22 protein-coding genes and 1 tRNA gene are annotated in these 21,108 nt (G+C 65.3%); 9 read left to right on the forward strand and 14 right to left on the reverse strand.

The window, feature by feature from the left end:
• Nucleotides 1-53 precede the first annotated feature (53 nt).
• The 6 genes from PS060_RS06070 to PS060_RS06095 all read right to left on the reverse strand — a co-directional run bounded on the left by PS060_RS06070 (nt 54) and on the right by PS060_RS06095 (nt 4,180).
• Nucleotides 54-995, reverse strand: a complete 942-nt coding sequence (locus tag PS060_RS06070; protein ID WP_273986215.1) for a bifunctional riboflavin kinase/FAD synthetase — start codon at nt 993-995, stop codon at nt 54-56.
• Nucleotides 995-1,498, reverse strand: a complete 504-nt coding sequence (locus PS060_RS06075; RefSeq protein ID WP_273986216.1) for a dihydrofolate reductase — start codon at nt 1,496-1,498, stop codon at nt 995-997. Before PS060_RS06075 ends, PS060_RS06070 begins: the two co-directional genes overlap by 1 nt.
• Before the next feature lie 8 nt (nt 1,499-1,506).
• Nucleotides 1,507-2,574 (reverse strand): 5-(carboxyamino)imidazole ribonucleotide synthase, encoded by a 1,068-nt coding sequence (locus PS060_RS06080; protein WP_273986217.1) that lies wholly within the window; start codon nt 2,572-2,574, stop codon nt 1,507-1,509.
• Nucleotides 2,575-2,716: 142 nt separating this feature from the next.
• Nucleotides 2,717-3,208: a 5-(carboxyamino)imidazole ribonucleotide mutase gene (gene purE / locus PS060_RS06085; RefSeq protein ID WP_273986218.1), complete on the reverse strand. Its 492-nt coding sequence runs from the start codon at nt 3,206-3,208 to the stop codon at nt 2,717-2,719.
• Nucleotides 3,208-3,894: a 2,3-diphosphoglycerate-dependent phosphoglycerate mutase gene (gpmA, locus tag PS060_RS06090; RefSeq protein ID WP_273986219.1), complete on the reverse strand. Its 687-nt coding sequence runs from the start codon at nt 3,892-3,894 to the stop codon at nt 3,208-3,210. Before gpmA ends, purE begins: the two co-directional genes overlap by 1 nt.
• 124 nt (nt 3,895-4,018) lie before the next feature.
• Nucleotides 4,019-4,180 (reverse strand): hypothetical protein, encoded by a 162-nt coding sequence (locus PS060_RS06095; RefSeq protein ID WP_273986220.1) that lies wholly within the window; start codon nt 4,178-4,180, stop codon nt 4,019-4,021.
• A gap of 122 nt (nt 4,181-4,302) precedes the next feature.
• Between PS060_RS06095 and PS060_RS06100 the strand changes: the two genes are divergently transcribed.
• The 8 genes from PS060_RS06100 (at nt 4,303) to PS060_RS06135 (ending at nt 10,669) form a co-directional block, all read left to right on the forward strand.
• Nucleotides 4,303-4,377, forward strand: a tRNA-Thr gene (locus tag PS060_RS06100).
• A 180-nt stretch (nt 4,378-4,557) separates the two neighbouring features.
• Entirely contained in the window at nt 4,558-6,090 is a 1,533-nt protein-coding gene (locus PS060_RS06105) for a hypothetical protein (protein ID WP_273986221.1), read from the forward strand.
• A gap of 110 nt (nt 6,091-6,200) precedes the next feature.
• Entirely contained in the window at nt 6,201-6,965 is a 765-nt protein-coding gene (locus PS060_RS06110; RefSeq protein WP_273986222.1) for an SDR family NAD(P)-dependent oxidoreductase, read from the forward strand.
• Nucleotides 6,966-6,992: 27 nt separating this feature from the next.
• Nucleotides 6,993-7,961 carry a thiamine pyrophosphate-dependent dehydrogenase E1 component subunit alpha gene (locus PS060_RS06115; RefSeq protein WP_273986223.1) on the forward strand — a complete coding sequence of 323 codons (969 nt, stop codon included), beginning with the start codon at nt 6,993-6,995 and terminating at the stop codon, nt 7,959-7,961.
• Complete coding sequence (locus PS060_RS06120) at nt 7,961-8,947, forward strand: alpha-ketoacid dehydrogenase subunit beta (protein WP_273986224.1); 987 nt, start codon at nt 7,961-7,963, stop codon at nt 8,945-8,947. The genes PS060_RS06115 and PS060_RS06120 overlap by 1 nt, the downstream gene beginning before the upstream one ends.
• Nucleotides 8,948-9,181 carry a biotin/lipoyl-containing protein gene (locus PS060_RS06125; protein ID WP_273986225.1) on the forward strand — a complete coding sequence of 78 codons (234 nt, stop codon included), beginning with the start codon at nt 8,948-8,950 and terminating at the stop codon, nt 9,179-9,181. It abuts the gene before it with no gap.
• 50 nt (nt 9,182-9,231) lie between these two features.
• Nucleotides 9,232-9,600, forward strand: a complete 369-nt coding sequence (locus tag PS060_RS06130; protein ID WP_273986226.1) for a nuclear transport factor 2 family protein — start codon at nt 9,232-9,234, stop codon at nt 9,598-9,600.
• A gap of 205 nt (nt 9,601-9,805) precedes the next feature.
• Complete coding sequence (locus PS060_RS06135; protein WP_273986227.1) at nt 9,806-10,669, forward strand: sterol desaturase family protein; 864 nt, start codon at nt 9,806-9,808, stop codon at nt 10,667-10,669.
• A gap of 7 nt (nt 10,670-10,676) precedes the next feature.
• On the opposite strand, the gene PS060_RS06140 is transcribed toward PS060_RS06135, so the two are convergent.
• The 7 genes from PS060_RS06140 to PS060_RS06170 all read right to left on the reverse strand — a co-directional run bounded on the left by PS060_RS06140 (nt 10,677) and on the right by PS060_RS06170 (nt 19,222).
• Nucleotides 10,677-11,873, reverse strand: a complete 1,197-nt coding sequence (locus tag PS060_RS06140; RefSeq protein WP_273986228.1) for an ABC transporter permease — start codon at nt 11,871-11,873, stop codon at nt 10,677-10,679.
• Nucleotides 11,873-12,589: an ABC transporter ATP-binding protein gene (locus PS060_RS06145; protein WP_273986229.1), complete on the reverse strand. Its 717-nt coding sequence runs from the start codon at nt 12,587-12,589 to the stop codon at nt 11,873-11,875. The genes PS060_RS06140 and PS060_RS06145 overlap by 1 nt, the downstream gene beginning before the upstream one ends.
• Nucleotides 12,586-13,911, reverse strand: a complete 1,326-nt coding sequence (locus PS060_RS06150) for an efflux RND transporter periplasmic adaptor subunit (protein ID WP_273986230.1) — start codon at nt 13,909-13,911, stop codon at nt 12,586-12,588. Before PS060_RS06150 ends, PS060_RS06145 begins: the two co-directional genes overlap by 4 nt.
• A complete protein-coding gene (locus PS060_RS06155; protein ID WP_273986231.1) occupies nt 13,908-15,353 on the reverse strand; it encodes an efflux transporter outer membrane subunit in 1,446 nt (481 codons plus the stop codon). Before PS060_RS06155 ends, PS060_RS06150 begins: the two co-directional genes overlap by 4 nt.
• A 189-nt stretch (nt 15,354-15,542) precedes the next feature.
• Nucleotides 15,543-16,250: a VIT1/CCC1 transporter family protein gene (locus PS060_RS06160; RefSeq protein ID WP_273986232.1), complete on the reverse strand. Its 708-nt coding sequence runs from the start codon at nt 16,248-16,250 to the stop codon at nt 15,543-15,545.
• Between the two features lie 52 nt (nt 16,251-16,302).
• Complete coding sequence (locus PS060_RS06165; RefSeq protein ID WP_273986234.1) at nt 16,303-16,941, reverse strand: hypothetical protein; 639 nt, start codon at nt 16,939-16,941, stop codon at nt 16,303-16,305.
• Nucleotides 16,934-19,222 carry a DUF305 domain-containing protein gene (locus PS060_RS06170; RefSeq protein ID WP_273986235.1) on the reverse strand — a complete coding sequence of 763 codons (2,289 nt, stop codon included), beginning with the start codon at nt 19,220-19,222 and terminating at the stop codon, nt 16,934-16,936. Before PS060_RS06170 ends, PS060_RS06165 begins: the two co-directional genes overlap by 8 nt.
• Nucleotides 19,223-19,484: 262 nt before the next feature.
• On the opposite strand from PS060_RS06170, the gene PS060_RS06175 reads away from it, so the two are divergent.
• The gene (locus tag PS060_RS06175) at nt 19,485-20,528 is read left to right on the forward strand and encodes a serine hydrolase (protein ID WP_273986236.1); all 1,044 of its coding nucleotides are present in this window, start codon (nt 19,485-19,487) and stop codon (nt 20,526-20,528) included.
• A gap of 95 nt (nt 20,529-20,623) precedes the next feature.
• Here the strand turns inward: PS060_RS06175 and PS060_RS06180 are convergent, their stop codons facing one another.
• Nucleotides 20,624-20,914, reverse strand: a complete 291-nt coding sequence (locus PS060_RS06180; RefSeq protein ID WP_273986237.1) for a hypothetical protein — start codon at nt 20,912-20,914, stop codon at nt 20,624-20,626.
• Between the last annotated feature and the right edge of the window lie 194 nt (nt 20,915-21,108).

Genomic DNA, 21,108 nt, shown 5'->3' on the forward strand with positions numbered 1-21,108 from the left:
ATCCATGGACTGCACTCGCGTCATGGCGAAATGACCGGCCATGGATTGCCGCGCTACGCTCGCAATGACGAAGAAAGCAACCGCCGCGCCTCGGCGCAATCCTTGTCCATCTGCGCGATCAGCGCATCGAGCGAATCGAACTTCGCCTCGCCGCGCAGATAGTGGTGGAAGGCGACTTCGATCTCCTGCCCGTAGAGGTCGCCGGAGAAATCGAAGAAGAAGGGCTCCAGCAGCTCCTTGGGCGGTTCGAACTGCGGGCGGATGCCGATGTTGGCCGCGCCTTGCAGCACCTGCCCCGTGGCAAGGATGCGGCCCGTGACGGCGTAGATGCCGTATTTGGGGCGCAGGTAATTCTCGACCCCGAGGTTGGCCGTGGGATAGCCGATCACCCGCCCGCGCTTGTCGCCGTGTTCGACGATGCCGCGGATGGCAAAGGGCCGGGTGAGCAGGCGCGCGGCCTCCTGCGGGTCGCCGTCGCGCAGGGCTTGGCGGATGCGGCTGGAGGAGACGACCTCGCCGCCCTCTGCCACAGCCGAGACCACCCGCGATTGCAGGCCCAACTCGCCGCCCAGATCGCGCAGCAGCGCGACATTGCCCTTCGCGCCCTTGCCGAAGGTGAAATCGCCCCCCGTCACCACCCCATGCGCGCCGAAGCGGTCGATCAGGATTTTCGCGATGAAGTCCTCGGCGCTGGTGCCTGCAAGGTCGGCATCGAAGTGGAACACCAGCATCGCGGTCGCCCCGGCGGCGAGGTAAAGCTCCTGCCGCTGTTCGAGCGTCGTCAGGCGGAAGGGCGGGGCATCAGGCTTGAAGAAGCGCACCGGGTGCGGATCGAAGGTGGCGATGATCGAGGGGCGGCCTTCCGCCTTAGCCCATTCGATCGCCTCGCCCGCCACGGCCTGATGGCCCCGGTGAAACCCGTCGAAATTGCCGAGCGCGATGATCGCGCCGCGCAGGGCATCGGGCATGGGATCGCGGTGATCGAGCCAGCGCATCAGCTCTGTGCCCCGCGCCGGAAGGTCAGGAACGAGAACGCCGGGTGCGCGCCATCGGCCGCGTGATCCTCGCGCGCGGTCAGCACCCAGCCCTTGCCCGGCTCCGCCATGAAGGTGTCGCCCGCGTAGTCCGCGTGGATCTGGGTGAGTTCGATCCGGTGGGCGAGCGGCATGAACACGTCATAGATCGCCGCTCCGCCGATCACGGCCACCTCGCCGCTGTCGTTGCCCTGTGCCGCCAGCGCGAGCGCCTCCTTGACCGATCCGGCCATTTCCACGCCGTCTGGCGCGAACCCATCGCGCCGGGACAGGACGATGTGTCGGCGGCCGGGCAGCAGGCCGGGCAGGCTTTCGAAGGTCTTGCGGCCCATCACCATCGGCTTGTGCATGGTCAGCGCCTTGAACCGCTTCAAGTCGGCAGGCAGGCGCCAGGGCAGATCGCCCTCATTGCCGATCGCGCCATTGGCGGCGCGGGCATAGATCAGGACGATTTCGGGAGTCATGGCGCCGCTCACTTCAATGCGTGCCCGACGCGGGTGACATGGCCCATCTTGCGTCCCTCACGCGCTTCGGCCTTGCCGTAGAGGTGGAGATGCGGCTCGCCCGGCTCGGCAAGGATCTTGTGCGCCGTCAGTGCTTCCTCGCCGACGATGTTGCGCATCTCGATCGCCTCGAAGCGGGTCTTGGTGACGCCCAGCGGCAACCCGCAGATCGCGCGGATGTGGTTTTCGAACTGGCTCGTGGCCGCGCCCTCGATCGTCCAGTGTCCGGAGTTGTGCACCCGCGGGGCCATCTCGTTGAACACCGGGCCTTCGCGCGTCGCGAAGAACTCCAGCGTCAGCACCCCGACATAGCCCAGAACATCGGCGACCTTGCGAGCCAGCTCGCGCGCGGCGGGAACCTGCGCCTCGACCAGCGCGCCCGCCGGCAACACCGATCGCGCCAGCATCCCGCCTTCGTGGAGGTTGGCGGTCGAATCCCAGAACTTCACAGTCCCGTCCCTGCCACGCACCAGGATCACCGAGAATTCGGTCTCATAGGTGACAAAGCCTTCATAGATGCAGGTCACGCCGGGGAAGGCGAGCGCGCCAGCCTCCAGCACGGATCGCACGCGCCACTGGCCCTTGCCGTCATAGCCGTCGCGCGCGGTCTTGAGAACGCCGGGCGTGCCGATGGCGACAATGGCAGCGGCAAGGTCGGCGGCGCTCTCCACGGCGCGATAGGGGGCAGGCACCCCGCCGAGGTCAGCCGCAAAGGCCTTTTCGTTGAGGCGATCCTGCGCCACCTCCAGCGCCTTGACCGGGCAGGCAAGCAGGCCTTCGGGCAGCGCGGCGACAGTGCTGACGGGGACGTTCTCGAACTCCCAGGTCACCGCGTCGCAGCCTTGCGCAAACCGCGCCAGAGCGGCGGCATCGTCCCAATCGGCGGTGATGAAATCCGAACAGGCATCGGCTGCGACATTGTCGCCCTCAGGCGCAAAGCCGATCACGCGATAGCCGAGCTGGAGCGCGGCGACCGCCATCATCCGGCCCAGCTGACCGCCGCCGAGAATGCCGATGGTGGAGCCGGGTGGAAGCATATCTTCTTTCTTACCCCGTTCGCCCTGAGCTGGTGTTGCCGCGCAACAGCTTCGCTTCCCAAGGGCCGTTCTGCTTGATCAAGAGACGCGCTAGAAGAAAATGCAGGCCTTCGACAAGCTCAGGCCGAACGGATTCTTGCCCTCAACCCTCCGGCACCTCGGCCACGGCAGCGCTTTTGGCCGCGCGCCAGTCCTGCAAACGTTCCGACAGCGCCTCGTCCGACAGCGCGAGGATCGAGGCCGCCAGCAGCCCCGCGTTCTTCGCCCCGGCCTCGCCAATCGCCAGCGTGCCGACCGGAATGCCGCCGGGCATCTGCACGATCGAGAGCAGGCTATCCATGCCGGAAAGCGCCTTCGACTGCACCGGCACGCCCAGCACCGGAAGGTGCGTCATGCTCGCGATCATGCCGGGCAGATGCGCCGCGCCGCCTGCGCCTGCGATGATCACGCTGAACCCCTCGCCCTCGGCACCCTTGGCGAAGGCCACCATCCGGTCGGGCGTGCGGTGGGCCGAGGTGATGCGCGCCTCATAGGCCACTTCCAGTTCGTCGAGCACCTCGGCGGCGCATTTCATGGTCGGCCAGTCGGACTGGCTGCCCATCACGATTGCGACCTTCCCCCCGGTGGCTTCCATCACGCGTCCTTCAGATAATACCGCTCGCCCACGGGGGCGGTGCCTTCGAACTCATAGACAATCGGCTGGCCGGTCGGAATTTCCAGATCGGTGATGTCCGCATCCGAAATGCCCGAGAGGTGCTTGACCAGTGCGCGAAGCGAGTTGCCGTGCGCCGCGATGATCACCGTCTCGCCCGCCGCCAGCACGGGGAGGATCGCGCTTTCCCAATAGGGCAGCACGCGTTCAATGGTGAGCTTGAGGCTTTCGGTGTTCGGGATGGCGATCCCGGCATAGCGCGGGTCGCTGGCGAGATCGAATTCGCTCCCCGCTTCCAGCACCGGGGGCGGAATGTCGAAGCTGCGGCGCCAGATCTTGACCTGATCGTCCCCGTGCTTCGCCGCCGTCTCGGCCTTGTCGAGCCCGGTGAGGCCGCCATAGTGCCGCTCGTTCAGCCGCCAGTCCTTGACCTCGGGGATCCACAAGCGCCCCGCCGCTTCCAGCGCCAGATGCAGCGTCTTGATCGCGCGGGTCTGAAGCGAGGTGAAGGCATAGGTCGGCAGCACGCCCTTTTCGCGCAGCAGCACGCCCGCAGCGCTCGCCTCGGCCACGCCCTTTTCGGTGAGGTCGACATCCCACCAGCCGGTGAAGCGGTTTTCGAGGTTCCACTGGCTCTGGCCGTGGCGGACGAGGATCAGCTTGGGCATTGTTTCTCCGTTGTTCCGCGCCGCCTGCTCCCCCGCCTTCCACCCGGATGGTAACCCGATAGGCTCCGGGGGGAAGGGCGGGGGAGCAGGCGGCTTGGTTCACGCAATCAATCTCCGCGCGGCGTTAGCTTTCCGGTGCGGAATTGGGAAGGGGCTGCGCACGATCCGAATCGCCAGCCATGCCCGCCGCCGCCCGGCTCTGGGCCTTGCGCCGCCGCAGGTTCTCGCGCAGCTTGGCGGCGAGCCGTTCCTCACGGGAAAGATTCTTGCGCGGGTCTTCACTCATGCGAAACGCATTGGCCTTATCGGGGGCGGCGCTCAAGTGGCAAAGCGACAGGACGATACGGACTGCGCAAGTCCGCTTGACATTGCGAAGGCGCGCGACAATAGGGCGCGCCTGTTTCCGGCGCTGCTGTAGCTCAGTGGTAGAGCGCACCCTTGGTAAGGGTGAGGTCGGGAGTTCAATCCTCCCCAGCAGCACCATTTCCGGCTGAAAGCCACTGAATGGCGGGATTGCCAAGACGCAGAAGCCATCGGCATAATTGGCTGCATGCAAGAACCTATCCCTCACTAGAGCCAGATGGACCAGGATCGCGATTCGTGCGAGCCTATGGTCAATCGAATCGAGCCCCTTCGAGGCCCGCATCCAGCGAGGGAGACGCAATGGATTTCGACAGTTTCATTGGGCAATTAGCAAATGGCCCATTTGTCGTATTTGCGTTCGTTATTGGAATCATCGTTTCCGTCGATGTTTCAGTGGTTGAGTTGACTCGGCAGTATCCCGAAAAGAAGCCAGGCGAAATTTTTAATTCCAGAAAGCTATGGATGGCTTTTTGGCATGCCCTATTTCACTCTGCCTCCTTCTTCCTTTATATGTCTGTGATTTACGTTTTTCAAAAATTTATTTTCATACCCATTGATTTGTTTGATGTCCCAGTTGGGGTGGGGGTCGCCGTAATATCGGTGGTGAATTTTCTTATCGTGTGCTTTGTTTGGTGGACATACCGCGACAAGATTAAGGAGGATCACTCAGATAAAGCATCCGACGAGACTGCAGTGGATAGGCGGGACATGCGACTTCTTGTCGATCTTGTTCGTGCCATCGCGCAAAAATTTGGCATAACAGATGGCGCTCGAGGCATCTCCATAGCTGGTGCAGTGGCGGTCGACATGCTCGCTGTTGGCGCCCTCTTGAAGACATATCTTCTTCCAAATGGTGATAATTTCCCTATATCGACTTTGACCGGTTTTTTATTGATCGACATTTTCATATTTGCGTCCATAATATTTTTTGTTGTGTGCGCAGTTGTGTTCATTGCGCAAACCTTGGGACAAGACCTTCGGGAATTTTTGTCGCAATTCAATTTTATTGCCGCATTGCGCCTATTCGAGCCCTTCGCTGTTTTTGTAATTGTATCCGGCGCGCTTCGATATTTGCTCGAATTTTACAGCGGCCAACCGTCCGGGATCACTGGGTTCTGGGGCTATATTTTTGACGCGGCATTTTCTTTAGCGATTGTTTTTTCTCTCGTTATTTCAACTGGCTTGAGCTGGTCAGAATTGAATGCGATATATTCAAAAGTAAATTACGACGAAAAAGCAACAAATCCTGAAATTTCATTCTCGATGATTTGGGCAGATCTCAGGAGATTAATTCCGCTTGTTGTGTGGCTATTTGTTTCTTTTGCCGTTATTGTCTCTATTATTATTTATTCTTTTTCAACCGTTGAGGGTCCTAATTCACACAATCACTTAGTGGAATCAACGGCGTTTGTTGCAACGCTTGGTTTATTCGGCAGCATTATATTCCTTTACATGCCATCGCGCGCCCTCGATCGGTTGGAGACCGATCAGTCAACTGGGCTTGCAGCTATACAAGGCGAGGGAGTCCGACAGATTTGGTCGCGCTTTTCGGGAGTCCTTACCGCACTAGCGCTGTTTAATGTGTTGAACATCGCCTTTGCCGGCTGGGAAACGGCTGAGGTGCAGGCAATTGCATTTTGGTCGGGGTATGTTTTGCTGACGATGCTGCTATTCGATCTTCGACGTTGGCGCTTTTGCAAAGCAGGTCTATCCGGATCGCCCAACGGACGGCAGAATGACGCGCTATTTGCTGAGGTTGTGTCAGCCTTTGGGGTAGCTTCATCGCTAGTTGCTCTTCTGTCGACGGTGTTCGTGACAACGCTCATTGGTTAGTCAGGGCATTGTTCTCTGAGTTTGCCCCACCCCCCCAAAAGTGCCAATCCGCCCCGCCCCCCCACTCGGCTATCCCCTCAACCCACAACAACCACCCGGGGAGAGGCGCTATGGATCTGGGACTCAAGGGCAAGAAGGTCATCATGAACGGCGGGGCGCATGGCCTTGGCCTCCAATCCCTCAAGCTGTTCGCGGCCGAGGGGGCTGATGTCGCCTTCTTCAGCCGCAAGGAAGACAAGATCGCCGCCGCCGTTGCCGAGATCGACGCCGCGGGGCCGGGCAAGGTCTTTGCCGAAGTTTTCGACATGGCGTCGGGCACCGAAGCCTATCAGGCGTGGCTCGAAAAGGCCGTGGCTGAACTCGGCGGGTGCGATATTTTCGTTCACACCGCGTCTGCCTCGGGCACGGGAGGTGCCGGGGACTGGCAGGCGTGTCTCGACATGGATCTGAAGGGCGCGGCCTTCGCGGTCGAGACGCTCACGCCCTACCTCGAAGCCTCGGGCACCGGGTCGATCGTGATGCTGTCGAGCACTGCGGCGCTCGAAACCTTCATTGCCCCCAACCCCTTCAACGCGATCAAGGCGGCGCTGATCACCTATGCCTCGCAGCTCAGCCAAGCCTATGCCGCCAAGGGCATCCGCGTGAACACCGTCTCGCCGGGCGCGATCTACTACAAGGGCGGCAACTGGGAGATCATCGAGGAGCACATGAAGCCGCTCTACGATGCCACCCTCGCCAAGATGCCGACCGGGCGCTTCGGTGAGCCGGTCGAGGTCGCCAAGGCGATCGTCTTCGTGGCGAGCCCGGCGGTGCCCTACATGACCGGCGCGAACATTGTCGTCGACGGCGGCTTCACCCAGCGCGTCCAGTTCTAAGTCCCTCTCCCTAGAAGGCGAAACATCATGTCCCAGATCGACCGCGACAAGCTGCTCGACATCTACACCCGCACGATGAAGGTGAACCGCACCGACGAGAAGTTCCGCGAGCTGCTGATGGGCGGCAAGGTCGCGGTGATGTATTACTGCGTGCGCGGGCAGGAGCTGGTCTCGGCCGCGGCGATGGCGGCGCTCGAGAAGGACGATTACGTCGTCTGCACCTATCGCGGGCAGGGCGAACAGACCGCCAAGGGCATCCCGATGGAGAAGTGGTGGGGCGAATGCCTCGGCAAGGCGACCGGCACCTGCAAGGGCAAGGGCGGCACCATGCACATCACCGATCCCGAGACGGGGATCATGGTGACGACCGGGGTGGTGGGCAGTGGGCTCCCCATCGCCAACGGCCTCGCCATGGCGAGCCAGAACAACGGTGATGGCCGGGTGACGCTGGTGAGCTTCGGCGACGGCGCGGCCAATATCGGCGGCTTCCACGAGGCGATGAACATGGCCCAGCTCTACAAGCTGCCGGTGATCTTCCTGTGCCAGAACAACCGCTACGGTGAGCACACGGCTTACGCCGACCACACCGACAGCCCCAATATCGCCAGCCGCGCGGCGGGCTACGGGATGCCGGGGGTGACGGTTGACGGCAATGACGTCCACCAGATCTACCCGGCGGTGAAGGAAGCGGTCGACCGCGCCCGCCGGGGCGAGGGGCCGACGCTGGTCGAGGCCATGTGCTACCGCATGATGGGCCACTTCTTCGGCTCGGACTTCAGCTATATGCCGCCCGAACACATCGCCGAGATGAAGGCCGAAGACCCGCTGCCCAAGCTGCGCAAGGTGATGCTGGAGCACCAGTTCACCGAGGAAGAGCTCGACGCCATCGTCGCCGACATCGACGCGCAGATCAACGCGGCGGTCGAACACGCGCTCGCCGCGCCGCTGCCGGATACCGACGAAATCTACAAGGACGTGCTGGAGGAGACCGCCTGATGGCCCAGATCACCATGACCCAGGCGCTGAACCTCGCAATCGACGAGGCGATGGCCGAAGATCCGGGCGTGTTCTGCCTCGGCGAAGACGTTTCCGCCAAGCAGGGCGGCGGGGTGTTCAAGGTCACCTCGGGCCTGACCGAGAAGTATGGCGAGCACCGCATCCGCGCGACGCCCATCAGCGAAACCGCGATCATCGGTGCGGCAGTGGGTGCCGCTCTGGCGGGTCAGCGTCCGATTGCCGAGATCATGCTGATGAACTTCGTCGGCGTGTGCATGGACCAGATCGTCAACCACGCGGCCAAGCTGCGCTTCATGTCGGGCGGGCAGACGCCGTGTCCGATGGTGATCCGCACCACCACCGGCGTCGGCGTGGGCTTTGGCGGACAGCACTCGGATATGCTCGAAGCGTGGTTCGCCCACGTTGCGGGCATTCATGTCGTCACCCCGTCGAACCCGGCCGATGCGCGCGGGCTGATGCGCGCCTCGATCGACGCCAATGACCCGGTGATCTTCATCGAGAACATCCTGTGCTACGGCCTCAAGGCGGAAGACCCCGGCCCGGGCTACCGCGTGCCGCTCGGCAAGGCGGCGATCGCGCGGGAAGGCACCGACATCTCGATCATCACCTATGGCCGCACCGTGCTTGATGCGCTGGCGGTGGCCGATGATCTGGCGAAGGAGGGGATTAGCGTCGAGGTCGTCGACCTGCGCACCATCGCCCCCTATGACGAGGCGACCGTGCTGGCTTCGGTCCGCAAGACCGGCCGCGCGCTGACCCTGCACGAAGCCGTGCGCCCCTTCGGCACCGGCGCGGAAATCGCCGCCAACATTCAGGAAAAGTGCTGGGACAGCCTCAAGGGCCCCGTCCGGCGCGTCGGCGGCACCTTCTCCGCCGTGCCCTTTGCGAGCCACCTCGAACAGGCGTGGATCCCGAACAAGGGCCAGATCATCGAACAGATCAAAGCAAGCATGGGCAAGCTCTAAATGGCCACCGAAATCCGTATCCCCAAGCTCGGCATGAGCGCTGTCGAAATGACCCTCGTCGAATGGATGTTCGGCGATGGCGAGCGCGTGGAGAAGGGCGACATCATCTACACGGTCGAAACCGACAAGAGCACCACCGAGATCGAGGCGCAGGCCAGCGGGATCATCCACCCCACCGGCGAGGAAGGCGCGGTCTACAAGGTGGGCGACTTGATCGGGACGATCGAGGAGTGACGTCCTCAAGTAGCGAAGCGGTAGGACTACAAGGACTCACCCCGCGCGAGATGCTGGCGAAGGTCTACGCCACCGCCGGCACCCGCGACTGGGCGGCGGTCGAGGCGCTGATCCATCCCGATTTCGTGCTCTACGAGGCCAACAGCCTGCCCTTCGCGGGCGAGTGGCGGGGCAAGGACGCGCTCCAGCGCTGCGCCGCCGCGATGTATGGCACCTGGGCCGACACGAAGCTCGAAATGCTCGACTGCACCGGCGGCGAGGCATGGGCGGTGATGGTGATCCGCCTGACCATGCACCCCAAGGACGGCTCTGCGCCCTTCACCCAGACGATCTGCGAGGCAGGCACCTTCGAGGACGGCCTCTTGCGCGAGCTTCGCATCCACTACTTCGACGCCGCCGAGGTCGCCGCGCGGGCGTGAGGCGGGCGGCTTTCGGGCCGATCAGATTCGCGGTTTGTCGGCGGGAACTGGCTGGGGAGGCGGCACCGGGGTCGCTTTCCGAACGTCCGCCTGCGGGCCTCGCTGGGGCCAGCTTCTGCACCCCTCGACCGCTTACGCACAATGGCGTATTCTCCCCGTCCGGGGCGCCGCCATAGAGCGAGGGCACAACAAGGGGGCCAATCCGGTGAAACAGTCGCTCATCAACCTGCTGCCGCCTGCGACCGTCGCGGCGATCCTTGCCTTCTGGGCTTTTGCCCCGGCCGCGTGGGTCGAAGGCGGCTGGGCGATCATGGCGGTGGGGCTGGCGACGCTCGCCTTTGTGCAGCTGCTCGAACTGGTGTTCGAGCGCCACGCAGGCTGGCGCATCAACGGGCGCGAGCTGGCGACCGATGTGTTCTACGTCGCCTTCGGTTACGGGGTGATCGGGTTCCTCACCGAAACGCTGGTCAACGGCCCGCTGGCGGAGCTGAAACAGTCGCTCGGCATCGCCACCCCCTGGCTCGCCGACAGCCCGTTCCTGGTGCAGGTGCTGGTGGTGATGTTCAGCTTCGAATTCGGGCAATACTGGATGCACCGCGCGATGCACAACTGGACGCCGCTGTGGCTGACCCATGCACCGCATCACCACATCACGCAGCTGAATGCGATGAAGGGTTTCATCGGCAACCCGATCGAACTGTTCCTGATCAGCCTCGGGATCACCGCTCTGCTCGATGTCGATCTGAACGCCCTTTTCGGCGCGATTACCGCAAGCGGCGCGATTGCGACCTATGCCCATGCCAATGTGCGCGCCAATCCGCCGATCTGGTTCGGGTTTTTCTTCACCACGATCCGCCACCACTCGCTGCACCACACCGCGCTCAGCTATGAGGACACGCGCTGCAACTATGGCAACAGCGTGATCTTCTGGGACCGGGTGTTCGGCACCTTCAAGGAAGGCGAGAGCGAGGTGGTGGGGCAGGATGACCGCCGCCGCCTCTCGATCTGGGAGCAGTGGACCTTCCCGCTACGCCCCTGGCTGGAAAAACGCGCCGCCGCCAAGGGCTGACGCGAGCTTACTCGTGCCGTAGCGCGTCGATCGGATCGAGCTTCGAGGCGCGGCTGGCGGGGTAATAGCCGAACACGATCCCCATGCCGGCGGCGAACAGGAAGCTGACGAGGTTGATCACCGGATCGAACACGAAGGGCACGTCGATCGCCGCTGCCAGTCCGAACGAGGCGACAAAGCCCAGCGCGATCCCGACGAGCCCGCCCAGCGCGCACAGCACCACGGCTTCGGTCAGGAACTGCAAGCGCACCTCGCGCGCCAGAGCGCCGATGGCGAGGCGGATGCCGATTTCGCGGGTGCGTTCGGTGACCGAGACGAGCATGATGTTCATGATCCCGATGCCGCCCACCAGCAGGCTGATCGAAGCGATCACCGCGACCATCGCGGTTAGCGCGCCGGTCGCCGCGCCGAGCGCCTGATTGACCTGTGCGGTGTCGATCACGTTGAAATCATTCGGTTCCTCGCCCTGCAACAGGCGGCGCTCGCGCAGCAGGGCGACGAGCGAATCCTGGATCACCGAGGCGGAATAGGCCGCGTCATACTTGACCACGAAATAGTCGAGGTTCTCGTTCCCGCGGAACCGCCGCTGGACGGTCTTGAGCGGCATGAACACCGCATCGTCGTCATCCGATCCGCCGCCGCCCTGGCCGCGTTCTTCCATCACCCCGATGACTTCGCACGACACATCGCCGAGCCGCATCTGCGCGCCCAAGGGGCTGGAGCCGGCCGGGAAAATCGCCTCGCGCACCTTGAGGCCAAGCAGGCAGACGTTCTTGCCGGCCTCCACTTCGTCGGCGGTGAAGGCGCGGCCTTCCTCGATCTTGATCGACTGGGCTTCGAGCAGGTCGTTGGTGCCGCCTTCCACCGAGGTGTCCCAGTCCTGCCCGTTGTAGAAGGCGGTGGTGCGCGCGCTGACGCTGCCAGCGGCGAGCTGCACCCCGGCGATCTGCTGGGACACCGCGCGGACATCGGCATCATCGAAGGGGCGGATCGTGCCGCGGGTGGTGCGCACCGGGAAGATGATGAAATTGCTCGCGCCCAGTGACGAAATCTCCTCCTGCACCGAAGCCGTGACCCCGTTGCCGAGCGTCACCATCGTCACCACCGCCGCCACGCCGATGATGATGCCGAGCGTTGTCAGGATCGAGCGCAGGATGTGCCGCCGGATCTCGCGCAGGGAAAGGAGGATGGTGGTGCCGAGCATCAGGCGGGGTGTCCTTCCGCCGCGAGCGCACCCCGATCAATCCGCTCGACCAGCCCGTCGCGGAAGCGCACGATGGTCTTGGCATAGGCGGCCATGTCTTCCTCGTGCGTGACCATCAGGATGGTGATGCCTTCCGCGTTGAGGCGCCGCAGCAGCTCCATGATCTCGACCGAGCGTTCGGAATCGAGGTTGCCGGTTGGCTCGTCGGCGAGCAGCACGTCAGGCTGGGTGACCAGCGCCCGGGCGATGGCGACGCGCTGCTGCTGGCCGCCGGAAAGTTCGGCAGGGGTATGGTCGGCCCACGGCACCAGCCCCACCTGATCGAGCGCGTGCATCGCCGCCTCCCGCCGCTTCGACTTGCTCTCGCCGCGATAGAGCAGGGGCAGTTCGACATTTTCGAGCGCGGTGGTGCGGGCGAGCAGGTTGAAGCCCTGAAACACGAAGCCGAGATAGCGCCGCCGCAGCAGGCTCCTCTGGTCGCGGTCGAGCTTCTGCACCTCCACGCCGCGGAACCGGAACACACCGCCCGTCGGCACATCCAGACAGCCGAGGATGTTCATGGTGGTCGACTTGCCCGAGCCCGATGGCCCCATCACCGCGACGAACTCGCCGCGCTCGATCGTCATGTCGACGCCCTTGAGCGCCTGAAACGCCGCCGCCCCGCTGCCGAAGGTCTTGGTGATCCCTTCCAGCTGGATGAGCGGCGCCTCGGTCATTGCGCGGCGGCCTTGATGCCGGTGACGACCTTCATCCCCGGTTTCAGTTCCTTGGAGCGGACGACAGTGCGACGCCCGTCGCTGCGGCCGGTGACGACCTCGATGGTCTTCAACGTGCCGTCGGCCTGCAACACCTGCACCTGCTGGCGGCTGCCTTCGCCGATGGTGGCCTGCTGCTTGCCGTCCTCAAGCCCGATCTGCGGCTGGAACACGCCGCCGCCGCTATCCTCCTTGGCATCCGGGCGGAACCGCAGCGCGGCATTGGGCACCAGCAGCGCGGTGCCGGTGTCCTGCGTCGCGATGGTGGCCGTCGCGGTCATGCCGGGGCGGAGCAGGCCTTCGGGATTGTCGACCTCGAGCCGCGCTTCGTAGCTGACCACCGATCCGCTGGCCGCGGCGGTCGAGGCGGCTTGCGCTTCGACCGTGTTGCTCGACGCCAGATCGACCCGCTGGAGCCGCGCCGGGAAGCGGCGGCCGGGATAGGCATCGACGGTGAAGGTCGCCGCCTGCCCGCCCTTGACCTGGCCCACATCCGCCTCGTCGATCGAGACGCGCAGCTGCATCTGCGACAGGTCTTCGGCGATCACGAACAGGGTGACGGTGTTGAAGCTCGCCACCACCGTCTGCCCAGGCTCGACCCGGCGGGCCAGCACCACGCCGTCAACGGGCGCGCGGATGACGGCGCGGGTGCGGGTGGTGAGATTGCCGTTGAGCGAGGCCTGCGCCGCCTCGATATTGGCGCGCGCGGAAGCGACGGCAGCAATGTCGCGCTCGACCGCCGCCTGCGCGCGCTCGACCTCGATCTGCGAGGGAACGCGCCCGCCGGAAATACGCCGCACCTCCTCAAGCCGGGCGAGCTGCACCTTGTCGATATCGAGCGTCGCCTGCGCCTGCCCCAGCGCCGCACGGGCCGCGCCGAGGTTGGCGCGCGACTGGGCGATCTGCTGGTCGATGATCTCGGTGTTGATGATCGCGATCACCTGCCCCTTGGTCACGCGGTCGTTCACGTCGACCAGCACCTGATCGATCGGCCCGGTGACTTCCGCGCCGACTTCGACCTGATTGGTCGGGCGCAGGTTGCCGGTCGCGGTGACCGACAGCGAGAGCGATTCCTGCGTCACCGCTTCGGTGATGTAATCGGGTGGCGGGGCTTCGGCGGTGCATTGCATCACGGTCAGCACCAGCAGCACCAGCCCCAGCGCGGGCAGCCAGTACTTCATCCACCGCCGCCAGCGCGGGCGCGGCTTGGTGCCGAGGAATTCGTCGACGCTCGGAGCCTCCTCGGTCGGGGCGGGGGCGGACGCTTTGGTCAGGTCAGTCACTCGGCAGGCTCCCTCGCCGCAGATTGTGCAAGGCCCGCGCCCTCGGGCACCGACCAGCCGCCGCCCAGCGCACGGGCGAGATTGATAAAGGCAATCGCACGCGCGCCTTGCGCGTTGATTTCGGCCGTGCGCGTGCTGAGCAGCTGGCCTTCGGTCACCAGCAGGGTCTGGAAGTCGATCAGCCCCGCCTGATACTGGCTGCGCGCAAGGATTGCGGCGTTCTGCGCCCCGTCACGGGCCTCAGCCAAGGCCTCGACCCGCGTGGCGGTGGCCTTGAGATCGAAGGCGGCGCTTTCGACCTCTTCGAGCGCGGTGAGGATCGCCTGACGCCATGCGGCAAGCGAGCCGTCGGCGGTGGCTTCGGCAGCGGCAATCCGCCCGCGCGCCCGCCCGCCATCGAAGATCAGCTGGCTGAGGCTGGCAAAGATGTTGCCGGTGACAAGGTCGAACAGGCTGCCGGCATCGGTCGCGCTGGTGCCGATCGTGCCCGAAAGCCGCGCGAGCGGATAGAGCTGGGTGCGCGCCACGCCGACACGTTCCAGATCGCCCGCAAGCCGCGCCTCGGCCGCGCCGACATCGGGGCGGCGGCGCAGCGTGTCGGCGGGCACGGCCAGCGCGATCGTGGCAGGCGGCGCAGGGACAGTGCGCGGGGTTTCGATCAGCGCCTGATAGACCCGCCCTGGCGGCTCGCCGATCAGGGTCGAGATGGCATTGGCGGTCGCCACCAGCGAGCTTTCGAGCTGCGGGATGCTCGCTGCGGTCTGCGCGCGCTGGGTGCGGGCCTGTTCGACATCGAGGCTGTCGGCCAGCCCCGCCTGATTGCGCCAGCGTGCGATCTGGAGATTGTCGTCCTGAATGGCGAGGGTTTCCCGCGCGAGGGCGAGCTGCGCAGCGAGCGCGCGTGCGTTGATCGTCTGCGCGGCGACCTGTCCGACGATCACCCGCTCGATATCGCCGAGCGAATAGCCCGCTGCCGCCAGATCGGCGCGGGCGGCATCGATGCTGCCGTCGATCTGGCCGAACAGGTCGGCCTCCCAGGCGGCATCCGCGCCGAGCGAGAAGGTGACGTCATTGCTCGCAAGGTCGCCGACATCGCGCCGCGCGCCGCCACTGGCAGAGATCGTCGGCAAGCGTTCGGCCTGCGCCTGACGCAGCCCTGCGCGCGCCGCACGCAGACGGGCAAGCGCTTGCGCAATGTCGAGATTGCTGCCTCGCGCCTTGGCGACGAGATCGGTCACCAGCGGATCGTCCAGCATCACCCAGTAGCGATCGAGCGGAATGTCGACCGCCCCCGGCTCGGCCAGCACCCAGCGTGTCGGCAGCGGCTGGACATCGGCCATCGCAGGGGGTTCAGGCGCGAGCGAGGTGCAACCGGCCAGCGCCAGCGCGGCAAGCGAGAGGACGACGCCCGCCCGGCCGCCCCGGAGACGCGAGGCGGTCACGAACCGGCCTGCTGCGGTGTCTGTTTCATGTTCTGCGCCCCGTCGCCGCAAGATCGTGATGAAGCAGCGGGGATCCCTTGCCCGCGCAACATTCGGTCCGTTTTCGGCACTTCTAATCCAATGAGTTGCTAACAGCCGCCCCGGACTCGCGCAACGTCGTTTCATCGGGCGGGCGGTATCGCTCGTCGATCACACGCTGACGCCGAACAGGCGGCCGACCGCAGCGGTGCTCGCCATCGCAAAGGCGCCCCAGCCGACGACGCGCAAAGTCGCCGGGATCAGCGGCGCGGCTCCGGCTTTTGCGCCGAGCGCGCCGAGCCCCGCCAGCGCGAGGATCGACACCGCCACCACGATGGCCATGACGCTGCCCGCCGGGGCGAGCCATGCGGCCAGCAAGGGCACCGCCGCCGCCCCGCTGAAGGTCGCGCCCGAGGCCAGCGCTGCCTGCAAGGGCCGAGCGGCGAGGTGATCGCTGAGGCCCAACTCGTCGCGCACATGGGCGGCCAGCGGGTCGGCGGCGCTCAGTTCGCGTGCGACCAGCGCGGCAGTGGCCGGGCTGAGCCCGCGCGCGACATAGATCGCGGCAAGCTCGGCCTCCTCGTCCTGCGGGGTCTGGGCGAGCGCCTCGGCCTCGCGCGCGATGTCGGCCTGCTCGGAATCGGCCTGGCTGGAGACCGAGATATATTCCCCCGCCGCCATCGACATCGCGCCCGCAATCAGCGCCGCCACCCCTGCAACCATCACCGCGCCCTTGTCGGGCGAGGCGGCGGCGACCCCGATGATCAGCGAGGCGACCGAGATGATCCCGTCATTGGCCCCCAGCACCGCCGCGCGCAGCCAGCCGGTGCGGTGGACATAATGCGGATCGTCGGGATGGGCGCTGATGGGCGGGCTCATGGGCTAGGGTGTCTGCCGCTTTGGCCCGCAATGCAAGCCTAGGGTCCTGACCCTAGCAGCGGCGGTAGTTTTCCAGCGTGATGGGCGTGTCGAAATAGTTGGGCGCGATCACCCGCCGCACGCCCCAGCGCCCCTCATCCATCGGCAAGACGATGCAATCCTGCCGCGCCTCGGTCGGGGTGCCGACATGATTGTAGAGGGGCTTGTCGATCCGCACCTGGAAGCGGCGGGCCCGGTCGCCGCGCGGGTCGGGCAGGGCAACGGTGAAGGAATAGCGCCGCCCGAACGAGCGCCGCCGCCCGCTCCGCTGGCTGTCTTCGATCACCAGCGCGGTGAGCTGCGGCGTTGTCTCGACCCCGGTGAAGGCGGCTTGCAGCGTCACAAAGCGCGTGAGGAAGGTCGCGGCCAGCAGCCCGCACACCGGCAGCGCGACCATCGTCGCGATCTGGTTGAACAGCTTGTCTTCCGGCATCTGTTCGATGATCTCGGCCGCGGCGAGAAACCCCAGCCCTCCGCCCAGCAGCGCGGCTGCCAGCGTGAATGGCCAGGGCAGCGGATCGACCAGATTGCCGCGCTGGAACAGTTCGAACAGTAGCGCCGTGCCGATCAGCGCGACGCCGCTGAAGGTGCGCCAGGTGTAGCGCGAGGGGCGCACCGCAGCGCGCCCCATCGGCAGGATCCGATTACCCACCCTTGCGGCTGGCCTCGGCGGCTTCGATCACCTTCTTGTCCCAGGTCACGCGGGTCTGGGTCTGGGGGTTGAAGCGGTTGTCTTCATACTTCGCGGCCTTAGCAGCGGCGATTTCCGCCTTGGTCAGGAACTCGCTGGGCTTGAGGGCGAAAACGTCGATCCCGCGGGTGATCTCGGTGCCGTAGATGTGGCCCGCATACCAGTAGACCGACCAGTACCCGCCGACGATCATCTGCTTGGAGTCGATCGGCCCGCGGTCGAAATAGGCGATCTCCTTGGGATTGGCGCTGTCGGTGAAGTCCATCACCGAAAGGCCGCCCTGATACCACGCCTGCGCGAACAGATCGCGGCCCGGCACCGGGATGATCGAGCCGTTGTGCGCGACGCAGTTTTCCTTGTCGGTCTGGGGCGCGGGCATCTTGTAGTGGGCGCGGAACACCAGCTTGCCATCGACGATGTCGTAGATCGCGTTGGCGCCCCAGGTCTTGGGGTCGGACGCCTTGCAGCGCGGCCGCCCGCCGCCGCCCCATTCGTCGGTGAAGATCACCTTGGTGCCATCATTGTTGAAGGTCGCCGAGTGCCAATAGGCGAAGGTCGTGTCGGTCACCACGTCGATCCGCTTGGGGTTCAAGGGGTCGGCGATGTCGAACAGGATGCCGTTGCCCGAACACGCGCCCGCGGCCAGCTTCAACGACGGGAACACGGTGATGTCGTGGCACTGATCGGTCGGGGCGGTGCGCTGGGTGCCGTCGCCGTGATCGCCGCCGGTCCACAGACCTGCGATGGTGCCGCTCGTCTCGTCGGCAAAGACGCGCGGGGATTTGACGATGCGCGACTTCGACGGATCGGCCAGCGGGATCTCGATCACGTCGATCGAGAACAGCGCGGTGCGCGCATCGCCCGGAATCTCGCCGACGCAGCCCGCCAGTTCCTCGGCCTCGCGCACCCCGGCGGTGCCCGAGTTGTAGACGATCAGCCGGGTGTCATCAGCGCTGACGATCGAATGGGTGTGCGAGCCGCGGCAGGTCTGCACCTGTCCGACCTGACGCGGGGCGGCGAGATCGGAGATGTCGAAGATGCGCAAGCCGCGGAAACGCTCGGCATTGACCTTGCCCGGCGCGCCTTCCAGCCCGCAATCGATCCGCCCGCGGGTCTGCTCGACGCTCATCACGAGGATGTTGCCCACCACCGACACGTCGCCCTGCCCGCCGGGGCACACGACGCTGCTCTTTAGGGCAGGCACGCCGTCCTTGCCGAGCTGGTAGATGTTGAACCCGTGATACGAGCCTGCGACCATCACATCGCCGAAGAAGGCGATATCGGTGTTGGCGAAATCGAGCAGCGGGGAGCGCTCGGCGAATTCGGTGAGGTCTTCCTCCTCGCGCGCCGGGGCGGCCGGGTCTGCGGCGGCCTCGGCAGCGGCGACCGCGGGTTCAGCAGCGGCGGCGGCTTCCTTCTTCTCCTCGCCGTCCCCGTCCTTGTCCTTGTCCTTCTTAGGCGGCACCGGCGGGCGCAGGTCGGCCGGGTTCTCGGGATTGAAGAAGCCCGCAGGCTTGGGCAGGCTTGCGACCTTGGTGAGATTGAGGATCGCCTCGCCCGCATTGTCGAAGCCCGCCGCCAGCCCCGTGCGCGGATCGCCCGAAAGACCGGCGAGCAGCTTGTCCATCCGCTCGATCTCGGTGGTCTGCTCGCTGTCGATGTCGCTGACGAACTGGTAGAGCACCGGATCTGCCGCCGTGCCGTCTTCATCGAGCAGCTTTTCGACCATGTCGACCGCGCCTTCGTGGTGGGCGATCATCAGGGTGAGGAACTGGCGGTCGAACTCGGTGCCCTTGGCAGCGGCCAGCGCCTTCATCTGTTCGGGCGATGCCATGCCGCGCATCATGTGGTGCATATGCTCGCCGTGGCCCGCCATCTTCGGGTCTTCCACCGGCTCGCCGCGCTCCTTGAGCCAGGTCTGCATGAAGGTGATCTCGTCGGCCTGGCTCGATTCGATCCGGCCCGCGATCGCCACCAGATCCTCGGTGTTGGTGCGCTCCTTGACCAGCACCGCCATGTCGACCGCCTGCTGGTGGTGGACGATCATGTGCTGCATGAAGGCGACGTCCGACGCGGTGTAGCTCGCCTGCGCCAGCTTCACCGCCTGATCGGCGGTCAGCGTCTTCGTGGCCTGCCCCGGCGCGCCCGGCTGGACGATCTGGGCGCTCTGGGCAAAGGCGAGGCCCGAGGCGGAGAGCAGCAGGGCAGCAAGCGCAGTGCGCGCGGCGGCTTGGTTGGTCATGGATAGTCCCCTGTGGATCAGTGCGTGGCCGCCAAACTGACGCGCAGCCGCGCGCAGTCAAGGGGTTGGACGGCGCAGCAAGACCCCTTTCGACGAACCCGCAACCCCACTCGAGCAGCCGCATGGCAGCCGTTGTCGCGGCTCTGTCGTAAGGGGCGCACCTTTCACCGCAAGCGCCGCAGCATCCGCTTGCCGCGCCAAATCGCGCGTGGATAAGTGCATCATTAAGCCTGCCGAAACCCTGTTGGAGTAGCTTGTCCGCATGACACGCCCCCGCTTTCTCGCTGCCTTTACCGCCTTTGCGGCCTCGCTGGCGGCGGTTGCCAGCCCGGCAGCGGCCAGCCCGGACGACCTTGAAGAGACCTTCGCGGCGACCTTCGGCACCGAAGTGCGCCAGCCGCCGAGCTTCGAAGCGCTCTACGCCAACAATTTCCAGCAACGCATCGCCGAGCTTGCCGACCCGGCCCAGGGACGGATCGGGGTGGCCGCGGTCGATCTGGCGACGGGCGAGGAAATCATGGTGCTGGGCGACCAGCTGTTCCCGATGGCGTCGACCAGCAAGGTCGCGGTGGCGGCGACCTTCCTCGAAATGGTCGAGCAGGGGCGCTATTCGCTGACCAGCGAGTTTCCGCTGATGCTGCCGATCCCTTCGGCCAAATATTCCTCGGCCAAGGCGCCGGTGCGCGCCGGGCAGACCATGAGCGCGATCGACCTGATCGAGATCATGATCACCCGTTCCTCCAACCCGGCAACCGATGCGCTGCTGGCGGCGGTCGGCGGGCCGGGGCCGGTCAATGACTGGATGCGGCGGCAGGGCATCACCAATTTCTCGATCAACCGCGACATCGCCACGCTGGTGCGCGACGATGGCGAATATAACCCCGCGACCACCATCGACACCCGCGATGCTGCCACCCCGCGCGCCATGGTGCGGCTGCTGGCCGGGCTTTATCGCGGCGATTTCCTGTCGGATCAGAGCCGCCAGGTCTTGCTCGGCGCGATGAGCCGCACGGTCACCGGCAAGCGCCGCATCCCGGCCTATATGCCGCTGGAAGCGCGCGTCAGCCACAAGACCGGGTCGCTCAGCAACACCTCTTCCGATGTCGGGATCATCGAATGTCCCGATGGCCGGGTGATCGCGGTGGCGATCTATGTCACCGGGCAGGGCGGCAAGGCGCAGCGCGAAGAGCGGATCGCCGCCATCGCCCGCGCGCTTTACGATGGCTTTGCAATCAAGGCGCAGACCATCCTGGCGCAAGACCCGACCCGCAACTGGACGAGCGCGCCCTACGCCACCGGCGGCTGAGGCAGGTCATTCAGGGTGAACGCAAAAAGGGCGGCGCCTTGCGGCAGCCGCCCTCTTCGTTTCAGCCTCCCGCCACAAGGGCGGGCGCCAGCAGCTTACTGCTTGGCTTCTTCTTCGGCTTCGGCAGCGACGTTGGCAGCCGCGTCACCGATTTCGTCGGCGGTCTTTTCGGCGGTGTCGGCAGCGCCTTCAGCCGCGGCTTCGACGCCCTCGGCGGTGTCGGTCGCAGCGCCTTCGACGGCGGCACCCATTTCGTCACCGGCGGCTTCAGCGTCGGCAGCCATGGCGTCGACGGCTTCACCGGTTTCGGTTTCGGTCTTTTCGCTGCAAGCGGCAAGGCCGAGAGCCGAGGTAGCGATGGCGGCGGCGAGAATGATCTTGCGCATGATGGATAGTCCTTCTGTCTGCGAATGAGACGCGCCCTTGCAAGGTCACGCCGAGACCGGGTTCTTAATCGACCGGTTCGTTGGCGAAGATAGGGGCAGCAGGACAGGGCGGCAAGGGCAAATGAGGCGCCGCGCCCCAATTTCGCCGTATTTTTGCCACAATTGAGGCCGCGATCCCAAACCCCTACCCGCCG

Origin of the sequence: Erythrobacter sp. BLCC-B19 (assembly GCF_028621955.1) — a bacterium.
Lineage (GTDB): Bacteria > Pseudomonadota > Alphaproteobacteria > Sphingomonadales > Sphingomonadaceae > Erythrobacter.